The sequence below is a fragment of the Comamonas trifloxystrobinivorans genome (assembly GCF_043359985.1).
Taxonomy (GTDB): domain Bacteria; phylum Pseudomonadota; class Gammaproteobacteria; order Burkholderiales; family Burkholderiaceae_C; genus Comamonas; species Comamonas trifloxystrobinivorans.
Window position 1 is genome coordinate 35,183 of sequence record NZ_JBHZGV010000003.1, and the last position, 16,228, is coordinate 51,410.

Here is a 16,228-nt window from a genome sequence, read left to right on the forward strand (position 1 = left end):
CCAGCACCCCGCCTGCGGCAAAAGCTTTGCATGACCGATTCAACCACTCCGGCCAACGCCTCACCCTCTTTTGACATCGCCGTTCTGATCGGGCGCTTTCAGCCGCCTCACCTGGGGCATCTGGCCTTGCTGCAGCAAGCGCTGGCTCGCGCCAGCAAAGTGGTGGTGGTACTCGGTTCGGCCTTGCAGGCGCGCAGCCCGAAAAACCCGTTCAGGTGGCAAGAACGCGCGCGCATGTTTGCCGCGGCGCTCCCCGCGCAAGACGCAGCTCGTGTGGAGTTTGTGCCCATCCGCGATTACTACGACGAGCCCCGCTGGGTAACGGCGGTGACCGAAGCCGTCACTAGCCACAGCTGGCCCGGTGCGCGCATCGGCCTGGTCGGCCACTTCAAAGACGCCAGCAGCAGCTACTTGGCGCAGTTCCCGGGCTGGCAACTGGTCAGCCTGCCTCGCCAGAACAGTATCGACGCCACGCCCATCCGTGATGCTTTCTTTGGCGCCAGCGATGCAGAAAAAGCCGCCGGCTTCAGCACGCTGGCCGACATGCTGCCGCCCAGCACGCTGGAGTTTTTACAGCGCTTCAGCCAATCACCCGCGTACGCCGAGCTGCAGACAGAATGGCAAATGCTTCGCAAATACAAGGCTTCGTGGGCGAGCGCGCCCTACCCGCCTGTGTTCGTCACCGTCGATGCACTGGTGCGCTGTGGGCAGGATGTGCTGGTGATCCGCCGCGGCCACGCGCCCGGCAAAGGCTTGCTGGCACTGCCCGGCGGCTTTCTGGAGCCGCGCGACACGCTCTGGCAATCGTGCCTGCGCGAGCTGCAGGAGGAAACCCACTGCGCACTCGAAGAACCCGCTTTGCGAGCTGCGCTGCAATCGGTCACCGTGTTCGATCACCCCGACCGCAGCCAGCGCGGTCGCACCATCACCCACGTGCACTACTTTGACTTGGCTCAAAAATCAAAACCTGCCGTGCGCGCCGACGACGACGCCGCCGAGGCTTTCTGGCTCAGCATCGACGCCATCCGCGGCCGTGAAGCCGAGTTTTTCGAGGACCATTTCCAGATTTTGCAGAAGGTACTCTCGCCAGTGAGCTGATAACATCCCTGCATCAAAGCCATTTTGAGAGACAAGAGAAGCAGCATGAAGAATTTTCTGAGATCGCTCCTGGGCGGCACAGCGGTGCCCAAAGGGCTGGCACGTGATGAGCAAGGTGCCGAGTTCTACAGCCAATTTGGCGGCTTGTGGACCGACCGCAAAGATGCGATGGCAGTGCTTGAGCGCAAGGCTGCGGCTGATCCCAAGATTGCAGCCATTCGCCCGCAGTTGGAGAAGTTCATTCGCGACGGCTACGTGATCTTGCCACAGGCTGTCTCGCACGAGCTGATCGACGCCTACCTGGCGGACCTGGACCGCCACATGCAATCGGGCACCAGCCCGCTGAAGGTCAGCGTGCCGGTCTACGGCCCTGAAGACAAGGGCATTGTGGGCCTGGACGGGGCCAACATGGGCGCGCCATTGTCGAAGATTCTCGACACCTACCACCACCTTCCCAGTGCACACCCAATGATCTTCAACGCCGCGTCACAGCAGTTCCTGCGCACGGTATTCGAAGAAGACATCTGGGCTTTCCAAGGCCTTCATTTCGAGCGCGGATCAACCCAGGCCGTTCATCAGGACACCGCTTATGTGGTGTCCGAGAAGCCGCTGCAACTGTGCGCCTCCTGGCTCGCACTGGAAGATGTCAAGGCTGGCTCGGGTGAGCTGATCTACTATCCAGGCAGCCACCACAGTTTCAAAGACTGGCTCTATAGCGGCAAGTACAAACACTACAACCACGAACGAGACAAGCACGAAGAGCACCTCGGCCAACTCGACTCGCTGGTGCAGCGAGCCAAGGAGCAAGGCATTGAGCTCGAGAGCTTCCTCCCCAAAAAAGGCGATGTACTGATCTGGAGTGCCGACCTCGCGCACGGCGGCAGCCAAATTACGGACGAAACGCTCACGCGCCGCAGTCTGGTCACACACTTCTCTCCTGCCTCAAGCACGCCCAATTACTTCAAATATCGCCTGCCACACCAACGCAAGCGCCAAGAAGTCCAACCAGGTTGCTTTACCGCCTCCATGTACTACGATTGAGCCATTTCCGCTTATACCAACAGGCAGCGTCAGCTGCCTTTTTTACGCCTTATAGCTATGCACGAACTCAGCATCCGCCCCGCCAACATCGGCGACACCGACACCATTTTGCGTTTTGTGCGCGATCTGGCGATTTATGAGCACGCCGAGGACCAGGTGCTTTCCACGCCGGCCCATGTGCACAAGACCATGTTCAGCGAAGGTGCCACCGCGCATGTGCTGATTTGCGAGAAAGACGGCCAGGCCGTCGGCTTTGCGGTCTACTTTTTCAATTACTCCACTTGGCAAGGCCGCAACGGCCTGTACCTGGAAGACCTGTATGTCGACCCGGCCCATCGCGGCAGCGGGGCCGGCAAGGCCTTGCTGCGCCGGCTGGCGCGCATTGCGCTCGACAAGGACTGCGGCCGCTTCGAATGGAGCGTGCTCGACTGGAACACGCCGTCCATCCAGTTCTACGACAGCCTGGGCGCCAAGCCGCAGAGCGAATGGATCCGCTACCGCATGACGGGCGATGCGCTGGCCGCCCTGGCCGAGCCCCAAGCCTGAACCCGGGCGCCGTTACAGCAGTATTTGACAGCGCAGTTGTGCGCTGTTTTTGCGCAATCCCCGCAGCAACTGGCCTCACAATAATGGGGTGGCGCCCGCGGCCCCCAGTGGCGCTGTACCTGCCTGTGCTTTGCCATGTCTCGCGTATCTTCTTCCAGCGCAACTTTCACCGACACTCCCAGCGGCTACCATTTGCTGCGCGGACCCTCTGCGGCACGCTTGCGCAAACAAAACCACATCCTGGCCTGCGCAGAAGAAATATTTGCCCGCGATGGGTTTGAAGGCGCCTCGCTGGAAGCGATTGGCGCAGCCTCCGGCTTCAGCCGCCACAACCTGCTGTACTACTACCCCAGCAAAGAAGCCCTTTACCAGGCCGTGCTGGAGTCGCTGCTCAACGACTGGTTGGCGCACATGACCGAGCTGTCGCGAGACGGCGACCCCAAGCAACAGATCCGCGAATACATCCGCGCCAAATTCGCCTTTGCCCAGACCCGCCGCTTTGCCAGCCAGTTGTTCACCAAAGAGATGATTGCTGGCGCGCCCTATGCCAGCCAGGCGGTGCGCGAGCGCATCGCGCCCATGCTGGCCACCAATGTGGCCGCGTTTGAGCATTGGGCCGAGCAAGGCCTGATCGCCAAGCTCAACTTCACCCAGCTGATGTTCAGCATCTGGGCGCTGTCGCAAGGCTATGTCGACCAGCACACCCAGTTTGCCTTGCTGCTGGGCAAGCCCCAGTTGGATGCGGTCGACTACGCCCAGGCCGAAGCTTTGCTGGTGGCCATGCTCTCGGCCACACTGAAAATCGACCTCGGCACCTGAGCCTGCAAAGACCTGCGCCCATTGCAATAAAGTCTTGATAAACAAGGGCCTGAACGCTATTTGTCGTGCCACCTGTCCTGCGCACGACCGAATCCGAGGGATTTTTCCAGCCCCTGCCCTTGAACTGTCAGCAAATGACCTTATTATTAGCACTCGAAGGGCGAGAGTGCTAATTTCTCTTCCCTGAACGTTTTTGCACTCAAGGTCCGGCCTTCTGGCCTGGGCCTTTCCTCATCAAAACCTGGTATTGCTATTAAGGAGTTGTTATGAACCTGCGTCCCCTGAACGATCGCGTGATCGTGAAGCGCCTGGAAAACGAAACCAAGACCGCTTCGGGCATCTATATTCCTGACAACGCTGCCGAAAAGCCTGACCAAGGCGAAGTCGTGGCCGTGGGCCCCGGCAAGCAAGACGACGACGGCGATCGTATTGCCATGAGCGTCAAGGTGGGCGATCGCGTGCTGTTCGGCAAGTACTCCGGCCAGACCGTCAAGATCGACGGCGACGAACTGCTGGTGATGAAGGAAGAAGACCTGTTCGCCGTGGTGGAAAAGTAATTCGCCGCGTGCGATTTGCTTGCTCGTCACCGGCCTGACAGCCCCTGATCCCTCAGGTGCCGGGCCAAGACACAAGCCCTCTCAGTTACCCATATTTTCATAGCTGCTTGCGCTGATCTGGTTTATTTAAACAGCGCGCCAAGCAGCCCGATTGATCTCAAATTTAGGAGCCAAACATGGCAGCAAAAGACGTAGTATTCGGCGGTGAAGCACGTGCCCGCATGGTGGAAGGCGTGAACATTCTGGCTAACGCAGTCAAGGTCACCCTGGGCCCCAAGGGCCGTAACGTGGTGCTGGAGCGCTCGTTCGGCGCCCCTACCGTGACCAAGGACGGCGTGTCCGTGGCCAAGGAAGTGGAACTCAAGGACAAGCTGCAAAACATGGGCGCCCAGCTCGTGAAGGAAGTGGCCTCCAAGACCAACGACATCGCCGGTGACGGCACCACCACCGCTACCGTGCTGGCCCAAGCCATCGTGCGCGAAGGCTCCAAGTACGTGGCCGCCGGCCTGAACCCCATGGACCTGAAGCGCGGCATCGACAAGGCTGTCGCCGCCCTGGTGGAAGAGCTGAAGAAGCAATCCAAGGCCACCACCACCTCCAAGGAAATCGCCCAAGTCGGTTCGATCTCCGCCAACTCCGACGAATCCGTGGGCAAGATCATTGCTGACGCGATGGACAAGGTCGGCAAGGAAGGCGTGATCACCGTTGAAGAAGGCAAGTCGCTGGACAACGAACTCGACGTCGTCGAAGGCATGCAGTTCGACCGTGGCTACCTGTCGCCCTACTTCATCAACAACCCAGAAAAGCAAGCCGCTATCTTGGACAACCCCTTCGTGCTGCTGTTCGACAAGAAGATCAGCAACATCCGTGACCTGCTGCCCACGCTGGAAGCTGTGGCCAAGGCAGGCCGTCCTCTGCTGATCATTGCAGAAGACGTCGAAGGCGAAGCCCTGGCAACCCTGGTGGTCAACACCATCCGCGGCATCCTGAAGGTGGTGGCTGTCAAGGCTCCTGGCTTCGGCGACCGTCGCAAGGCCATGCTGGAAGACATCGCCATCCTGACCGGTGGCAAGGTCATCGCTGAAGAAGTCGGCCTGTCGCTGGAAAAGGTGACCCTGGAAGACCTGGGCCAAGCCCAACGCGTCGAAATCGGCAAGGAAAACACCACCATCATCGACGGTGCTGGCCAAGCTGCTGAAATCGAAGCCCGCGTCAAGCAAATCCGTGCCCAGATCGAAGAAGCCACTTCCGACTACGACCGCGAGAAGCTGCAAGAGCGCGTGGCCAAGCTGGCCGGCGGTGTTGCCGTGATCAAGGTGGGCGCTGCCACCGAAGTCGAAATGAAGGAAAAGAAGGCCCGCGTGGAAGACGCCCTGCACGCTACCCGCGCTGCTGTGGAAGAAGGCATCGTGGCTGGTGGTGGCGTGGCTCTGCTGCGCGCCAAGCAAGCTGTGGGCGCCCTGGCTACTGGCAATGCCGAGCAAGACGCTGGCGTGAAGCTGGTGCTGAAGGCCATCGAAGCTCCTCTGCGCGAAATCGTGGCCAACGCCGGTGGCGAGCCATCGGTGGTGGTGGACGCTGTGCTCAAGGGCAACGGCAACTTCGGCTTCAACGCTGCCAACGACAGCTACGGCGACATGCTGGAAATGGGTATCCTGGACCCCACCAAGGTCACCCGTACCGCTCTGCAAAACGCCGCTTCGGTTGCTTCGCTGCTGCTGACCACCGAGTGCATGATCGCTGAAGCCCCCAAGGCTGACGCAGCTCCTGCCATGCCCGACATGGGCGGCATGGGTGGCATGGGCGGCATGGGCATGTAATTGCCACTGCTGCGCTAGCGCACGCTTCAAACCTTGGCGCTTTGCACCAGGGTTTGAGAAACAAAACCCGGCACCTTTTGGTGGCCGGGTTTTTTCATGTCTACGCTTTATGCATGAGCGCTATCAAATTTGACTGTTTTACACACACCAGACAAACGTCAACAGCTGGGTTGCGCTTAAAGCAGCACTTTCAGAGCTGCATGATAGATTGGAAGAAGCATCATCATCCAATCTTCCCTGCCACACATCCATGAAGACTGTTCTGCGCCGCTTGCTCAAAGCTCTGGGCTATTTGTTGGGCTTTTTTGTTCTGTTGGCGCTCGGTTTCTACGCGTGGTTGGTAATAGCTAATTGGAACGATGCTCCTTTGAGTGAAGACACAAAGCGTGCGCTGCAGTACACGCCACCGACGGAAGAACAACTGCAAGACAACGGTTTTCTCATCATCTCCGGACTCGATGCGCCTTTTACAGCAGACGAGGAGGATGCTGTCGCACCGGCCATTGCGCTGGGGCGTCAACGCCTGACACGTGAGATAGAACGCCACGCCTGGGTGCAAGCCAACCCCAATACAACCGAAGGAATGCCACCAACCATCGATGGCGCCAAAGGTGGATCCGATATCCTGCCAACCGCCTTACGTTGTCCGCCCGGCGAAGGCGACTGCTTTTCCTGGTACCAACAAAAGCGTGCCAGCTTCGAGGCGCAGATCACGCACTACCGACCATTGCTGCAACGCGCTAATGCGGCAGCTCAGGCAAAGCAATTCAACAATCCCTTGCCCTTTTATCTCTATGCCGACCTGCCTCGCTATGCCTGGCTGATGCGTACCCAAGAGTTGAGTCTGGCCTTAGCCACCTTGCAATGGCTGGATGGCCAGCCAGAGAAGGCTGCTGCCACCGTTACGCAAATATCTGTGTTGCGCCAACGCTTGGCAGAAAGCTCCAACAACCTGGTAACCAGCATGATTGCCTTGGCCATGCATTACCAAGAGCTGCGTTGGCTCAGCAATGCGGCCGACCGAATCGGCCCACAGACTCCGGCATCCGTCACCCAACAAATCGATGCCTTGCTGGCACCATCACCGCCGACTCTGCACTCTGCTCTAGAAGGTGAAAAGCACTTCATATCCAGCATCTACTACAGCATCCGTGATAGCAAAAGCAGCGGTCTGTTCTCATCGCCGTGGGATGACGCCCCACCATGGGGGGAACGAGCCATGGACCGCATCACGGGTGTTGGCTTTCTACCCAATGAAACCATCAACCATGCGGTCAAACGTATGGGAGACATTCAACGCATTGGCGACTTGCCTTCGCATGAACAGGAATCGGCCTTCAGCAAGTACATGAGCACAAACCCGACGACACAGCTTGCCAGTACCCGATGCTCCCCTTGCGCAACCAAATGGGTCGATGTCTGAGCGCCATAGGAACAGCCCACTATTTGGCATTCATGCAGCGCGTGAACGATATCGAAGGCTACCGCCGCTTGGTGCTCTTACAGCGGCAGGCCTTGGTCGAAGGCATCTCGCCAGCGTCCATGCCGGGGTGGCTGGATCAGTCCCCCGCAGAACTGCGTAACCCCTATACCCGCCAAACCATGCAATGGGACGCTGGCACGAGCAGCCTGGTGTTTGAAGGCAAAGAAAAGCAAAACCAGAATCCCAATAGATCCAACGTCTACCGCGTGCACCTGCTTACCGCCTCACCTTTAGCAATGAAGCCTCCGGCTCCGAGCAGTTTTGCTTTGAATTGCTTTTAATGCATGAGCTACGAACGCGCTCATCGAGCGTCCCAGCAGTCTCTTTCATCAACTGCCCAAAAAGCAATGCCATGCTGAGAGAGGCAACTGCAGCGCTGTCGCCTGCGCATGCAAGCAAGCGGAAGAAAGCCCGCAGGCGTTGGCTCTGCGGGCTTTATCGTATCGACGAAGGTCCTCAGCGCGCCTGCTCAAAGGCCTGCGCCAAGCGCTCTACCGCCTGCTCAATCTGCACCACATCGGGCGCGGCAAAAGACAGGCGCATCGAATGCAGGTCTGCATTATCGGCATAGAAAGCCTTGCCGGGCACAAACAGCACGTTGGCAGCGACGGAGGCATCGAAGAGCTTTTGCGGATCGATACGTTTGTCAAAAGTCAGCCACACGAACATGCCGCCCGCCGGTTGCACAAACTGCACCAGATCGCCAAAGCGCGCTTTCATGCCGCTGGTCAGCGCCTGCATGCGGCGCTGGTATTCGGCACAGGCTTTGGCAACTGCCGTGCTATAGCGGCCTGATTGCAGATAGGCAGCGGCCACGGCCTGGGCCAGCGGCGAGGTGCACAGATCGTTGGTTTGCTTGGCCACGGTGCAGCGGCGCAGCACAGCGGCATCGGCCAGCATCCAACCCACGCGCAAACCTGGGGCTACGGTTTTGGACAGGCTGGAGAGGTAGACCACCGGGTTCTCGCCTTCGCCCACTTGCTGCTGGGCAGCGGCATAGACAGGCGCGGGACGCTCGTCGGTAAAAGCCAGCTCGCCATAGGGATCGTCTTCCACCACGACAAAACCGTATTGCAGTGCCAGCTGAACCAGTTTGGCGCGGCGCTCAGCGGTGAGCAACGTGCCACAGGGGTTGGAGAAATTGGGCACGGTGTACAGGAGGCGCGGGCGCTCTTGCGCAGGCAGCTCTTCGAGCAGCACTTGCAGCGCTTCCACGTTCAAGCCGTGCTCGTCCACCGGTGTGCTCAGAATGCGTGCACCGGCTTGGCGCAGTGCGGCAATGGTGGCGGGGTAAGCCGGCGTTTCCACGCACACGGCATCGCCCGGCTGCACCAAAACGCGCAGCAGCAGATCAAAGCCTTGCTGCGATCCGGTCGTCACCAGAATATCGCTCGCCGAGCAACGGATGCCGCGCGCCTGGCATTGCGCAGCCAATTGCTCACGCAGAGCGGGTGAGCCTTCGGTAGCGCCGTATTGCAAGGCGCTGGCGCCGCTCGCCATGGCTTGGGCGGCCGCAGCGGCCAAGCCTTCCTGGTCAAACAGGCTGGGCGACGGATAGCCGCCAGCCAGCGAGATCATGCCGGGTCGGCTGAGGTAGGGGAAGAGCTCGCGGATCGGCGAGCCCTGCGGGTTGGCAAAGGCGGGCGTGAAGCGGAAAAAGGACATGGTTTTGTCTCGTGGTTGCCTGTTGTGACTCAAGCCTTGGGCGTGCCCAGATCCACCGTGCCGCACAGGCGCTGAGGATCAAGGCGCTCACGCCAGCCATCGGCCCATTGCTGCAGCAGCGCTGGCGTAAAACGTTGGTAGTAGGCGATGTTGTGCGGGCCTACGCCGTGCTCGGCGCTGTAGCTGCCAGCAAAATCCTGCACCACCATGCCGTAGATGGCATCGCGCAGGCGCTGCACCACGGCCGGATCGTAAGGCTCAGCCGCGTCTTTGCGCCAGATGACGTTGAAGTGCACGCCGCCGTCGGCGATATGGCCAAAATCCACCACCGTCAAAAAGGGGTAGTCGCTGGCGACCAGCTCGCGCCCGCGGCGGCAGAATTCCATGATGCGCGAGCGCGGCACCGAGACGTCGAACGCAATCGGTTTACCCAACGCGCGAGCGCCTTCGCTGATGCTGTGGCGCAGGTGCCAAAGCTCTTCGGCGTTGCCCAGCGCCGCGTTGACGATGGTCGATTCAAACTGGTCTTCCAAAAAGCTGTTGAGCGCCTCTTGCAAATCCAGGTTGCTGTACTTGGTGGCGGCATTCGCCTCCAGTTCGATCAGAATGGCAAACTCTGGCGCTGCCTCGGGCACAAACGGGTTGCGCAGATTGGGCACATGGTCGATAGCCGCTTGCATGGCGTTGCCGGAGATGCCTTCAAACGCGGCCAGCCAGTCGCCCAGATCACGCTCCATGGCTTGCAAGAGTTGCATTACCGCTTCGTCCGAAGCCGGCACCACCAAAGCCGTAGCACGTTGTGTGGGGCGCGCATGCACCTGGATCGTGGCCTGTGTGACGATGGCGCCAGCGCCTGAACCACCCACGAACAACTGCTTCCAATCCACACCGGTATTGTTTTTGCGCAGCGCGCGGCCGAGCTCGACCACCTCACCCGGCGGGTCCAGCAGTACGGCTTGCAGCGCCATCAGGTTGGCACGCACATCGCCGTAGCGGATCAGGCGCGTGCCGCCGGTGTTGGTGGCGATCATGCCGCCGATCGAAGGATTCGCGCCCAGATCGATCGGGAACCAGAGCCCGTGCGGCTCCAGCTTTTCATTGAGCTCTTGCAGCGTCAGGCCGGCATCTACCACCACGCTGCGGTTGGCCACATCGACCTCGCAAGTCGAACGCAGGCGCGACAGACTCAGCACGATTTGCGTGCCGCTCAGGTCAGGCGTGCTAGCGCCCACCATGCCGGTGTTGGCACCTTGCGGCAGCAAAGGGATGCGCTGCGCTGCGCACAAGCGCACCACGGCCTGCAACTGCTCCACAGTGGCCGGCCGCACCACCAGGCGCGCATGGCCTTGGCCGTAGCGCGCCCCTTCTTCGTAGGCCGCCATGTCCGCGCCTTGCAGCACACCGACTGCGCCCACAATGGCGTGCAGATCGGCCAGCAAAGCGCTGTTGTCTACCGTGGTGGTGCTCATGGTTCAGGCCACGCTTTCTTCGGTATTGGCCGCCAGCGCAGCGCGCACGGCACGCAGCGACTCGTCTTGCAGCGCCTGGTAAAGCGCAATCTCGTCGTGCACCTTGGCACCCAGATCAGCCTCGAAAGCCTGCTGCGCCTGGTTGGCCTGGTAGTGCTTTTGCTCTTCGCCACCCAGATTGGATTGGAAGATGCCCGCAGCGCTGACCGGCAAAAAGTCTTCGTAAACGATGGGCTCGGCGCGCACCACGCCTTCGGCGATCAGGGTTTCGATGTCGGTATCAGCAGCCGCTTCAGTATCAGCGTTTTGCAGCACATAGCGGTAGAAGGCTAGGCCTTGCTGGCGCATAGCCTGGTGCGTATCAGGGAATGCGACAAAAGCGGTCTGCAAGCGGTCCTGGTAGTTGGCACCTGCGCTGCCGGCATTGCCCATGCTGCGCACTTGGGCCAGCAGCTCGTCGTACAGCGCACGGCCTTTGCGCGTGAGCGCCACGCCGCGCTGCTCAATCTCGCCAAAGCGTGCGGTGTGCGTGCCGTGGTCGTCGGCCGAGCCACCGGGGAAATCGATCTTTTCCTGCAAGGCCTTGAAGCTGGTCTGGCGCAACAGAATCGGGCAGTCGCGGCGCGGTGGGCCTTCGACCACATCCTTGGCATCCATGCCGTGCTGCGGCATGCCGGCCTGCGCGGCATCGATGTCCAGCGTGCGGGGCGTCAGGTGGTTGATGTGCGGGCCTTTGAAGCACACCACGTCGGCCACCAAACGGTGCGCCTTGTGCAGTTGGTCGTAGGTCGCAGCATCGACCGTAGCTTCGCTGTGCCAGCGGAAGGTTTCCAGCGCCTCGCCAACGAACTCATTGGCCTCGGCATCGCTCAGGCCGCCAGCGGCTTCGCACTGCGCGATCAGCGTCAGTACGCGGGGCGTGAAGATATTGCGCTTGGCCAAAATGGCAGCGGCTTGCTCGCGCAGTGCTGCATCGGCAATCAGCTCCAGGCGCAGCAGCGAAGTGAACACGCGGAAGGGGTTGCGGTTGAGTGAGCTGCCGGCCACAGGACGGAATGCAGTGGAATGCACAGGCACGCCGGCCACGGACAAATCGTAGTAACCCACAGCCTCCATGCCCATCACTGCAAACAGGCGGCGCAAGGTGGACAGCTCTTGCTTGGTGCCAACGCGGATGGCGCCGTGGCGCTCCACATCCAGGCGCGCCAACTCGTCGGCCTGCTCCATGGCGCGCTCCAGCGCGGGTTGCTCTTGCAGCACCTGGGCGTTCACCTGTGCCACCAGATCGATCAGGCTGCCGTACTGCGGCACCTCCTGGCGGTACATGTCGGACATGGCGCGGGAAAAGCGCGAGCGGATCTCATCGGGGTGCACAAAAGCAGTCATGGCAGTTAGCAAATCAATAGCAAAAAACACAAGCCGGCTGGCGCAAGCGCTCTGCCTGCCACCATCCCCAGCAACTGCCCGCCATGCTAGAAGCGCCCTTGCGCCAGGTCAAACGCCAATAGCGCGGCAACTTGTTCCAAATACGCACAACCAGACTTCAAGCCCGGCTTGCTGCATTGCGTGCCCCACAAGCATCAAAAACGATCTTTTCGGATCACCAGGAAAGACGGGGCCTTGCCCTTGCCGGTATTCGAGCAGCATCAGTTTGCAGCGAAGCGGGCGCTGAAATCGTTCACCACAATGGTGGCAGAGGCGCTTAGGGGGCCGGCCATCCGGCGCGACGCCGATGGCGCAGACAGTACCTGGGTACGGCCAGCCCCGGATGGCCGGCCCCATCGCAACAAAGCATAAGCGCCTCTGCCACCACCTCAAAACGAAGACTCTCAACACAAGCACTGCAGAAAGCCTCGTCACCACACTTGAGCCCCTGCAGAATCAATAAAAAAACCCAGCCGAAGCTGGGTTGGGTTTCTTCCGAGTAGTGCTTACTGGTCTGCGTAGGCTTCCAACGGCTTATCGTTGGGCTCTTGGATCAGCTTCTTGAGCGTATCGCTCATCGGCAGATTCAGCGCCTGGCCCTTCGGTGGAATCGGCTGCATGAACCACTTGTCGTACACCTTGGCCAGCTCGCCCGATTTCATCAGCTTGACCAAGCTGTCATCGACTGCTTTCTTGAAAGCCGGGTCTTCGTTGCGGAACAGAATGGCAATCGGCTCCGAGCCCAGCACCTCACCCACAATCTTGTAACCCTTGGGGTTGGCCGAGTTGGCGATCACGCCGGCCAGCAGGTTGTCGTCCAGCACAAAGGCTTCGGCGCGGCCCGACTCCAGCAGCATGAAGCTCTCGAAATGGTCCTTGCCCAAGGTGGTGTTCAGCGTGACGTTGTTGTCCTTGCCAAACTTGCGCAGCAACTGCACGGCCGTGGTCCCTGCCGAGGCAGCGATGTTCTTGCCATCGAGTTGCTTGATGCTGGTGATCGGCGAATCAGCCTTGACCGCAGCCCGCACCTGGCTCACATAGGTGGTCACGGCAAATGCCACCTGCTTTTGGCGCGTCAGGTTGTTGGTGGTGGGGCCGCAGCCAATGTCGACCGTGCCGTTCTGCACCAGCGGCATGGTGTTTTGCGCGGTCAGCGCCATGTACTCGATCTTGGCCTTGGGCACGATTTCTTTGAGCACGCGCTCGCACAGCTCCACGTGGTAGCCGCCAAAGCTCTGGTTCGAGCCGATCGCGTAGGCCATCGGGGCCGAGCTTTCGCGCACGCCCATCACCACCTTGCCGCTGCTGTTGATCTTGTCGAAGGTGCTCTGCGCCATGGCGGCACCACCAGCAAACACGGCCACCGCAGCCACCACCATCTTGATGCTGAACTTCATTGTTGGAATCTCCTTGGAAAAATCGAAAGCCATGGCCCGGCAGGCCGCCTGGCCACCCCAGCCTTGTCAGTGTGCTGGTGCTGCTGCACCCCGGCTATCCAGACAAACGCCATAAACAAAACCGGCCTGGGCCGGTTTGCGTTGGCGCAGCAAAGCGCTGAGTATTCCAGAGACTGGGCCAAAGCCCTAACGCGGATTCGGAAGCATGTGTTGCTGAATTGGAAACACCATGCTGCACTGCGGCGTCAAGCGCCTGCTGTCAACCTGGTGCCAGCTTGTTCACCAGCGCCTGGGTGGAAGGATCCACGCCTTCCCAGTCATTGCTGGTGCGGCGCGCAAACAAATCCTTGGCCAGCTGCTTGCCCAGCTCCACTCCCCACTGGTCAAAGCTGTTGATACCCCAGAGCGCACCGCTGACGAACACGCGGTGTTCGTACAGCGCAATCAAAGCGCCCAGCGAAGTGGGCGTGAGTTTGTCCATCAACAAGAAAGTGCTGGGGCGATTACCGGGGCAATACTTGGGGCCGCTCTCTTGCGTGCGCCCCACCAGCAAGGCCTGGGCTTGCGCAATGGCGTTGACCACCAGGTTGTTCTGGTGGCTGGTCAGGGTTTTGCCACCGTCGCGCGCGGCAATGAATTCCACCGGAATCACGTCGCGACCCTGGTGGATCATCTGGAAGAAAGCGTGCTGGCCATTGGTACCCGGCTCGCCCCAGACCACCGGCGAGGTGGAATACGGCAAAACCTGGTTGTGCACATCCATGCCTTTGCCGTTGCTCTCCATCTCCAGCTGCTGCAGATAGGCCGACAAGCGGCGCAGGCCATGGCTGTAAGGCGCTACGCAGCGCGAATCGAATCGGTAAAAGTTGCGGTACCAGACATCGAGCAAGCCCATGCGCACCGGCAGATTGGCCTCCAGCGGTGCGGTTTTGAAGTGCTCGTCCATCTCGTGCGCGCCCTGCAGCAGAGCGCGGAAGTTGTCGGCGCCCACAGCAATGGCAATAGGCAAGCCGATCACCGACCACAGCGAGTAGCGGCCGCCCACCCAATCCCAAAAGCCCAAGGTCGTATCGATGCCGAACTTGGCTGCCGCTTCGGTGTTGGTGGTGAGCGCCCAGAAATGCTGGGCAATCGACAAAGGCGCGGCCCGGTCTTCGCTGCCACCTTGGGCCAGAAACCAGTCGCGCGCCGAATGCGCATTGACCATGGTCTCCAGCGTGGTGAAGGATTTGGAGGCCACCAGAAACAGGCTCGACTCGGGCTTGATCTGCGCCAGCACATGGCCCAACTCGTGGCCGTCGACGTTCGAGACAAAGTGGAAACGCTTGCCTGCAATGCGCCAGTCTTCCAGCGCGTTCACCACCATCGCCGGCCCTAGGTCGGAGCCGCCAATGCCGATGTTCACAATGTCGGTGATCTGCGGGTTGGCGCGCACCTGCTCGGCCAGTGCCAGCATCTGCTGGAGGCTGGCATGCACCTCTTGCAGGGCCTCGCGCACCGGCGCTGGGCTTTGGGGCAGCCAGCTATCCAGGCCATCAGCAGGCTGGCGCAAAAGCCAGTGCATGACCGCCCGGTTTTCCGACTGGTTGATGGGCGCGCCAGCAAACATGGCGTCGCGCAGGCTTTCCAGGTCGCACTCGCGCGCCAGCTGCAACAGCAATTGCTGGCTGCGTTCATCAACCAGATTCTTGGACAAATCGGCAAACAGATGTGGAGCACGCTGGCTCCAGCGCGCCAGCCGATCAGGGTCTTGCTCAAACGCCACCCGCACGTCCAGCTGCCGACCAGGCCCATCAAAATACGCTTGTAATTGTTGCCACGCGCCGGTCTGGTCGCAGCGCTTGCGCTGCATCGCAAATTCTGGATTCATAGCCGCAGAGTGTAAAGCCGCAGCCAGCCCTCTCAGACCGGCACGACGGCCAATTTCAAGCAGATTGCAACAGCTTGTCGAGCTTGATGGCGTCGGCCACAAAGGCGCGAATGCCTTCGGCCAGCTTTTCGGTGGCCATGGCGTCTTCGTTCAGGGCAAAGCGGAAGCTGGCTTCGTCGTACTGCACCGGCTCCAGCGCCATGGCCTTGGCCGCATCGGCCGACAAAGCCTGCGCGACCGGCGCGTCGGCCGCTGCCAGTTGCGCCAGCAGATCCGGAGAAATGGTGAGCAAATCGCAGCCGGCCAGCGCAATCACCTGGCCGATATTGCGGAAGCTCGCGCCCATCACTTCGGTGGCGATGCCGAAGTGCTTGTAGTACTGGTAAATGGCCTTGACCGATTGCACGCCCGGGTCGTTGACACCGGCCATGGCAGCTTCGTCCCAGTTGGCGCCGGCCTGCTTTTTGTACCAGTCGTAAATACGGCCGACAAAAGGCGAGATCAGCTGCACCTTGGCCTGGCCACAGGCAATGGCCTGGCACTGCGCGAACAGCAAGGTCAGGTTGGTGTGGATGCCTTGCTGCTCCAGCCGCCTGGCCGCCTGGATACCTTCCCAGGTGGAGGCAATCTTGATCAGCACGCGGTCCACATGCACGCCTTCGGCCTGGTAGAGCTCGATGATGCGCTGTGCTCGGGTGACCGTGGCATTGGTGTCAAACGACAGGCGCGCATCCACTTCGGTCGACACGCGACCAGGGATGATGGCCAGAATCTCGCGGCCAAAACGCACCAGCAGGCGGTCCATGATCTCGTCCAGCGGACGGCCACGGAACTTCTGCACCGTCTCGGCCAGCAAGGGCGCGTACTCGGGCTTTTGCACCGCCTTGAGGATCAGCGACGGGTTGGTCGTCGCATCCTGCGGCTTGAACTGCGCCAGTTGGTGGAAATCGCCGGTGTCTGCCACCACAGTGGTCAGCGCTTTGAGTGCATCGAGTTGGTTCATGGTCGTTCTCTGTCAATCTGCGCGCCGGTGCATGC

The 16,228-nt window shown here is 60.5% G+C and carries 14 protein-coding genes; 8 read left to right on the plus strand and 6 right to left on the minus strand.

All coding sequences use genetic code 11. From position 1 onward, the window contains the following. The first annotated feature begins 30 nt into the window (after nucleotides 1-30). The 8 genes from ACFIQF_RS03470 to ACFIQF_RS03505 all read left to right on the plus strand — a co-directional run bounded on the left by ACFIQF_RS03470 (nucleotide 31) and on the right by ACFIQF_RS03505 (nucleotide 7,645). The gene (locus ACFIQF_RS03470; protein WP_393940079.1) at nucleotides 31-1,098 is read left to right on the plus strand and encodes a bifunctional nicotinamide-nucleotide adenylyltransferase/Nudix hydroxylase; all 1,068 of its coding nucleotides are present in this window, start codon (nucleotides 31-33) and stop codon (nucleotides 1,096-1,098) included. A 45-nt stretch (nucleotides 1,099-1,143) separates the two neighbouring features. Continuing rightward, nucleotides 1,144-2,139 (plus strand): phytanoyl-CoA dioxygenase family protein, encoded by a 996-nt coding sequence (locus ACFIQF_RS03475; protein WP_393940081.1) that lies wholly within the window; start codon nucleotides 1,144-1,146, stop codon nucleotides 2,137-2,139. A gap of 57 nt (nucleotides 2,140-2,196) precedes the next feature. Next, nucleotides 2,197-2,685: a GNAT family N-acetyltransferase gene (locus ACFIQF_RS03480; protein WP_393940082.1), complete on the plus strand. Its 489-nt coding sequence runs from the start codon at nucleotides 2,197-2,199 to the stop codon at nucleotides 2,683-2,685. 135 nt (nucleotides 2,686-2,820) lie between these two features. Next, nucleotides 2,821-3,504: a TetR family transcriptional regulator C-terminal domain-containing protein gene (locus ACFIQF_RS03485; RefSeq protein ID WP_393940084.1), complete on the plus strand. Its 684-nt coding sequence runs from the start codon at nucleotides 2,821-2,823 to the stop codon at nucleotides 3,502-3,504. Between the two features lie 266 nt (nucleotides 3,505-3,770). Further along, complete coding sequence (gene groES, locus ACFIQF_RS03490; protein WP_393940085.1) at nucleotides 3,771-4,061, plus strand: co-chaperone GroES; 291 nt, start codon at nucleotides 3,771-3,773, stop codon at nucleotides 4,059-4,061. Between the two features lie 176 nt (nucleotides 4,062-4,237). Further along, nucleotides 4,238-5,881, plus strand: a complete 1,644-nt coding sequence (gene groL / locus ACFIQF_RS03495; RefSeq protein ID WP_393940087.1) for a chaperonin GroEL — start codon at nucleotides 4,238-4,240, stop codon at nucleotides 5,879-5,881. A 250-nt stretch (nucleotides 5,882-6,131) separates the two neighbouring features. Further along, a complete protein-coding gene (locus tag ACFIQF_RS03500) occupies nucleotides 6,132-7,304 on the plus strand; it encodes a hypothetical protein (RefSeq protein ID WP_393940088.1) in 1,173 nt (390 codons plus the stop codon). A gap of 23 nt (nucleotides 7,305-7,327) precedes the next feature. Then, nucleotides 7,328-7,645 carry a hypothetical protein gene (locus tag ACFIQF_RS03505; protein WP_393940089.1) on the plus strand — a complete coding sequence of 106 codons (318 nt, stop codon included), beginning with the start codon at nucleotides 7,328-7,330 and terminating at the stop codon, nucleotides 7,643-7,645. A gap of 175 nt (nucleotides 7,646-7,820) precedes the next feature. On the opposite strand, the gene ACFIQF_RS03510 is transcribed toward ACFIQF_RS03505, so the two are convergent. From ACFIQF_RS03510 to tal, 6 genes are all read right to left on the minus strand, one after another. After that, the gene (locus tag ACFIQF_RS03510; RefSeq protein ID WP_393940091.1) at nucleotides 7,821-9,029 is read right to left on the minus strand and encodes an aminotransferase-like domain-containing protein; all 1,209 of its coding nucleotides are present in this window, start codon (nucleotides 9,027-9,029) and stop codon (nucleotides 7,821-7,823) included. A 29-nt stretch (nucleotides 9,030-9,058) separates the two neighbouring features. After that, nucleotides 9,059-10,498, minus strand: a complete 1,440-nt coding sequence (locus ACFIQF_RS03515) for an FAD-binding oxidoreductase (RefSeq protein WP_393940093.1) — start codon at nucleotides 10,496-10,498, stop codon at nucleotides 9,059-9,061. 3 nt (nucleotides 10,499-10,501) lie between these two features. Continuing rightward, nucleotides 10,502-11,884: a 2-oxoadipate dioxygenase/decarboxylase HglS gene (gene hglS / locus ACFIQF_RS03520; protein ID WP_393940095.1), complete on the minus strand. Its 1,383-nt coding sequence runs from the start codon at nucleotides 11,882-11,884 to the stop codon at nucleotides 10,502-10,504. 545 nt (nucleotides 11,885-12,429) lie between these two features. Next, nucleotides 12,430-13,320 (minus strand): transporter substrate-binding domain-containing protein, encoded by an 891-nt coding sequence (locus ACFIQF_RS03525; protein ID WP_393940097.1) that lies wholly within the window; start codon nucleotides 13,318-13,320, stop codon nucleotides 12,430-12,432. Between the two features lie 259 nt (nucleotides 13,321-13,579). Further along, nucleotides 13,580-15,190 (minus strand): glucose-6-phosphate isomerase, encoded by a 1,611-nt coding sequence (pgi, locus tag ACFIQF_RS03530; RefSeq protein WP_393940099.1) that lies wholly within the window; start codon nucleotides 15,188-15,190, stop codon nucleotides 13,580-13,582. A gap of 55 nt (nucleotides 15,191-15,245) precedes the next feature. After that, on the minus strand, nucleotides 15,246-16,193 hold the full coding sequence (gene tal, locus ACFIQF_RS03535) for a transaldolase (RefSeq protein WP_393940101.1): 948 nt from the start codon (nucleotides 16,191-16,193) through the stop codon (nucleotides 15,246-15,248). Between the last annotated feature and the right edge of the window lie 35 nt (nucleotides 16,194-16,228).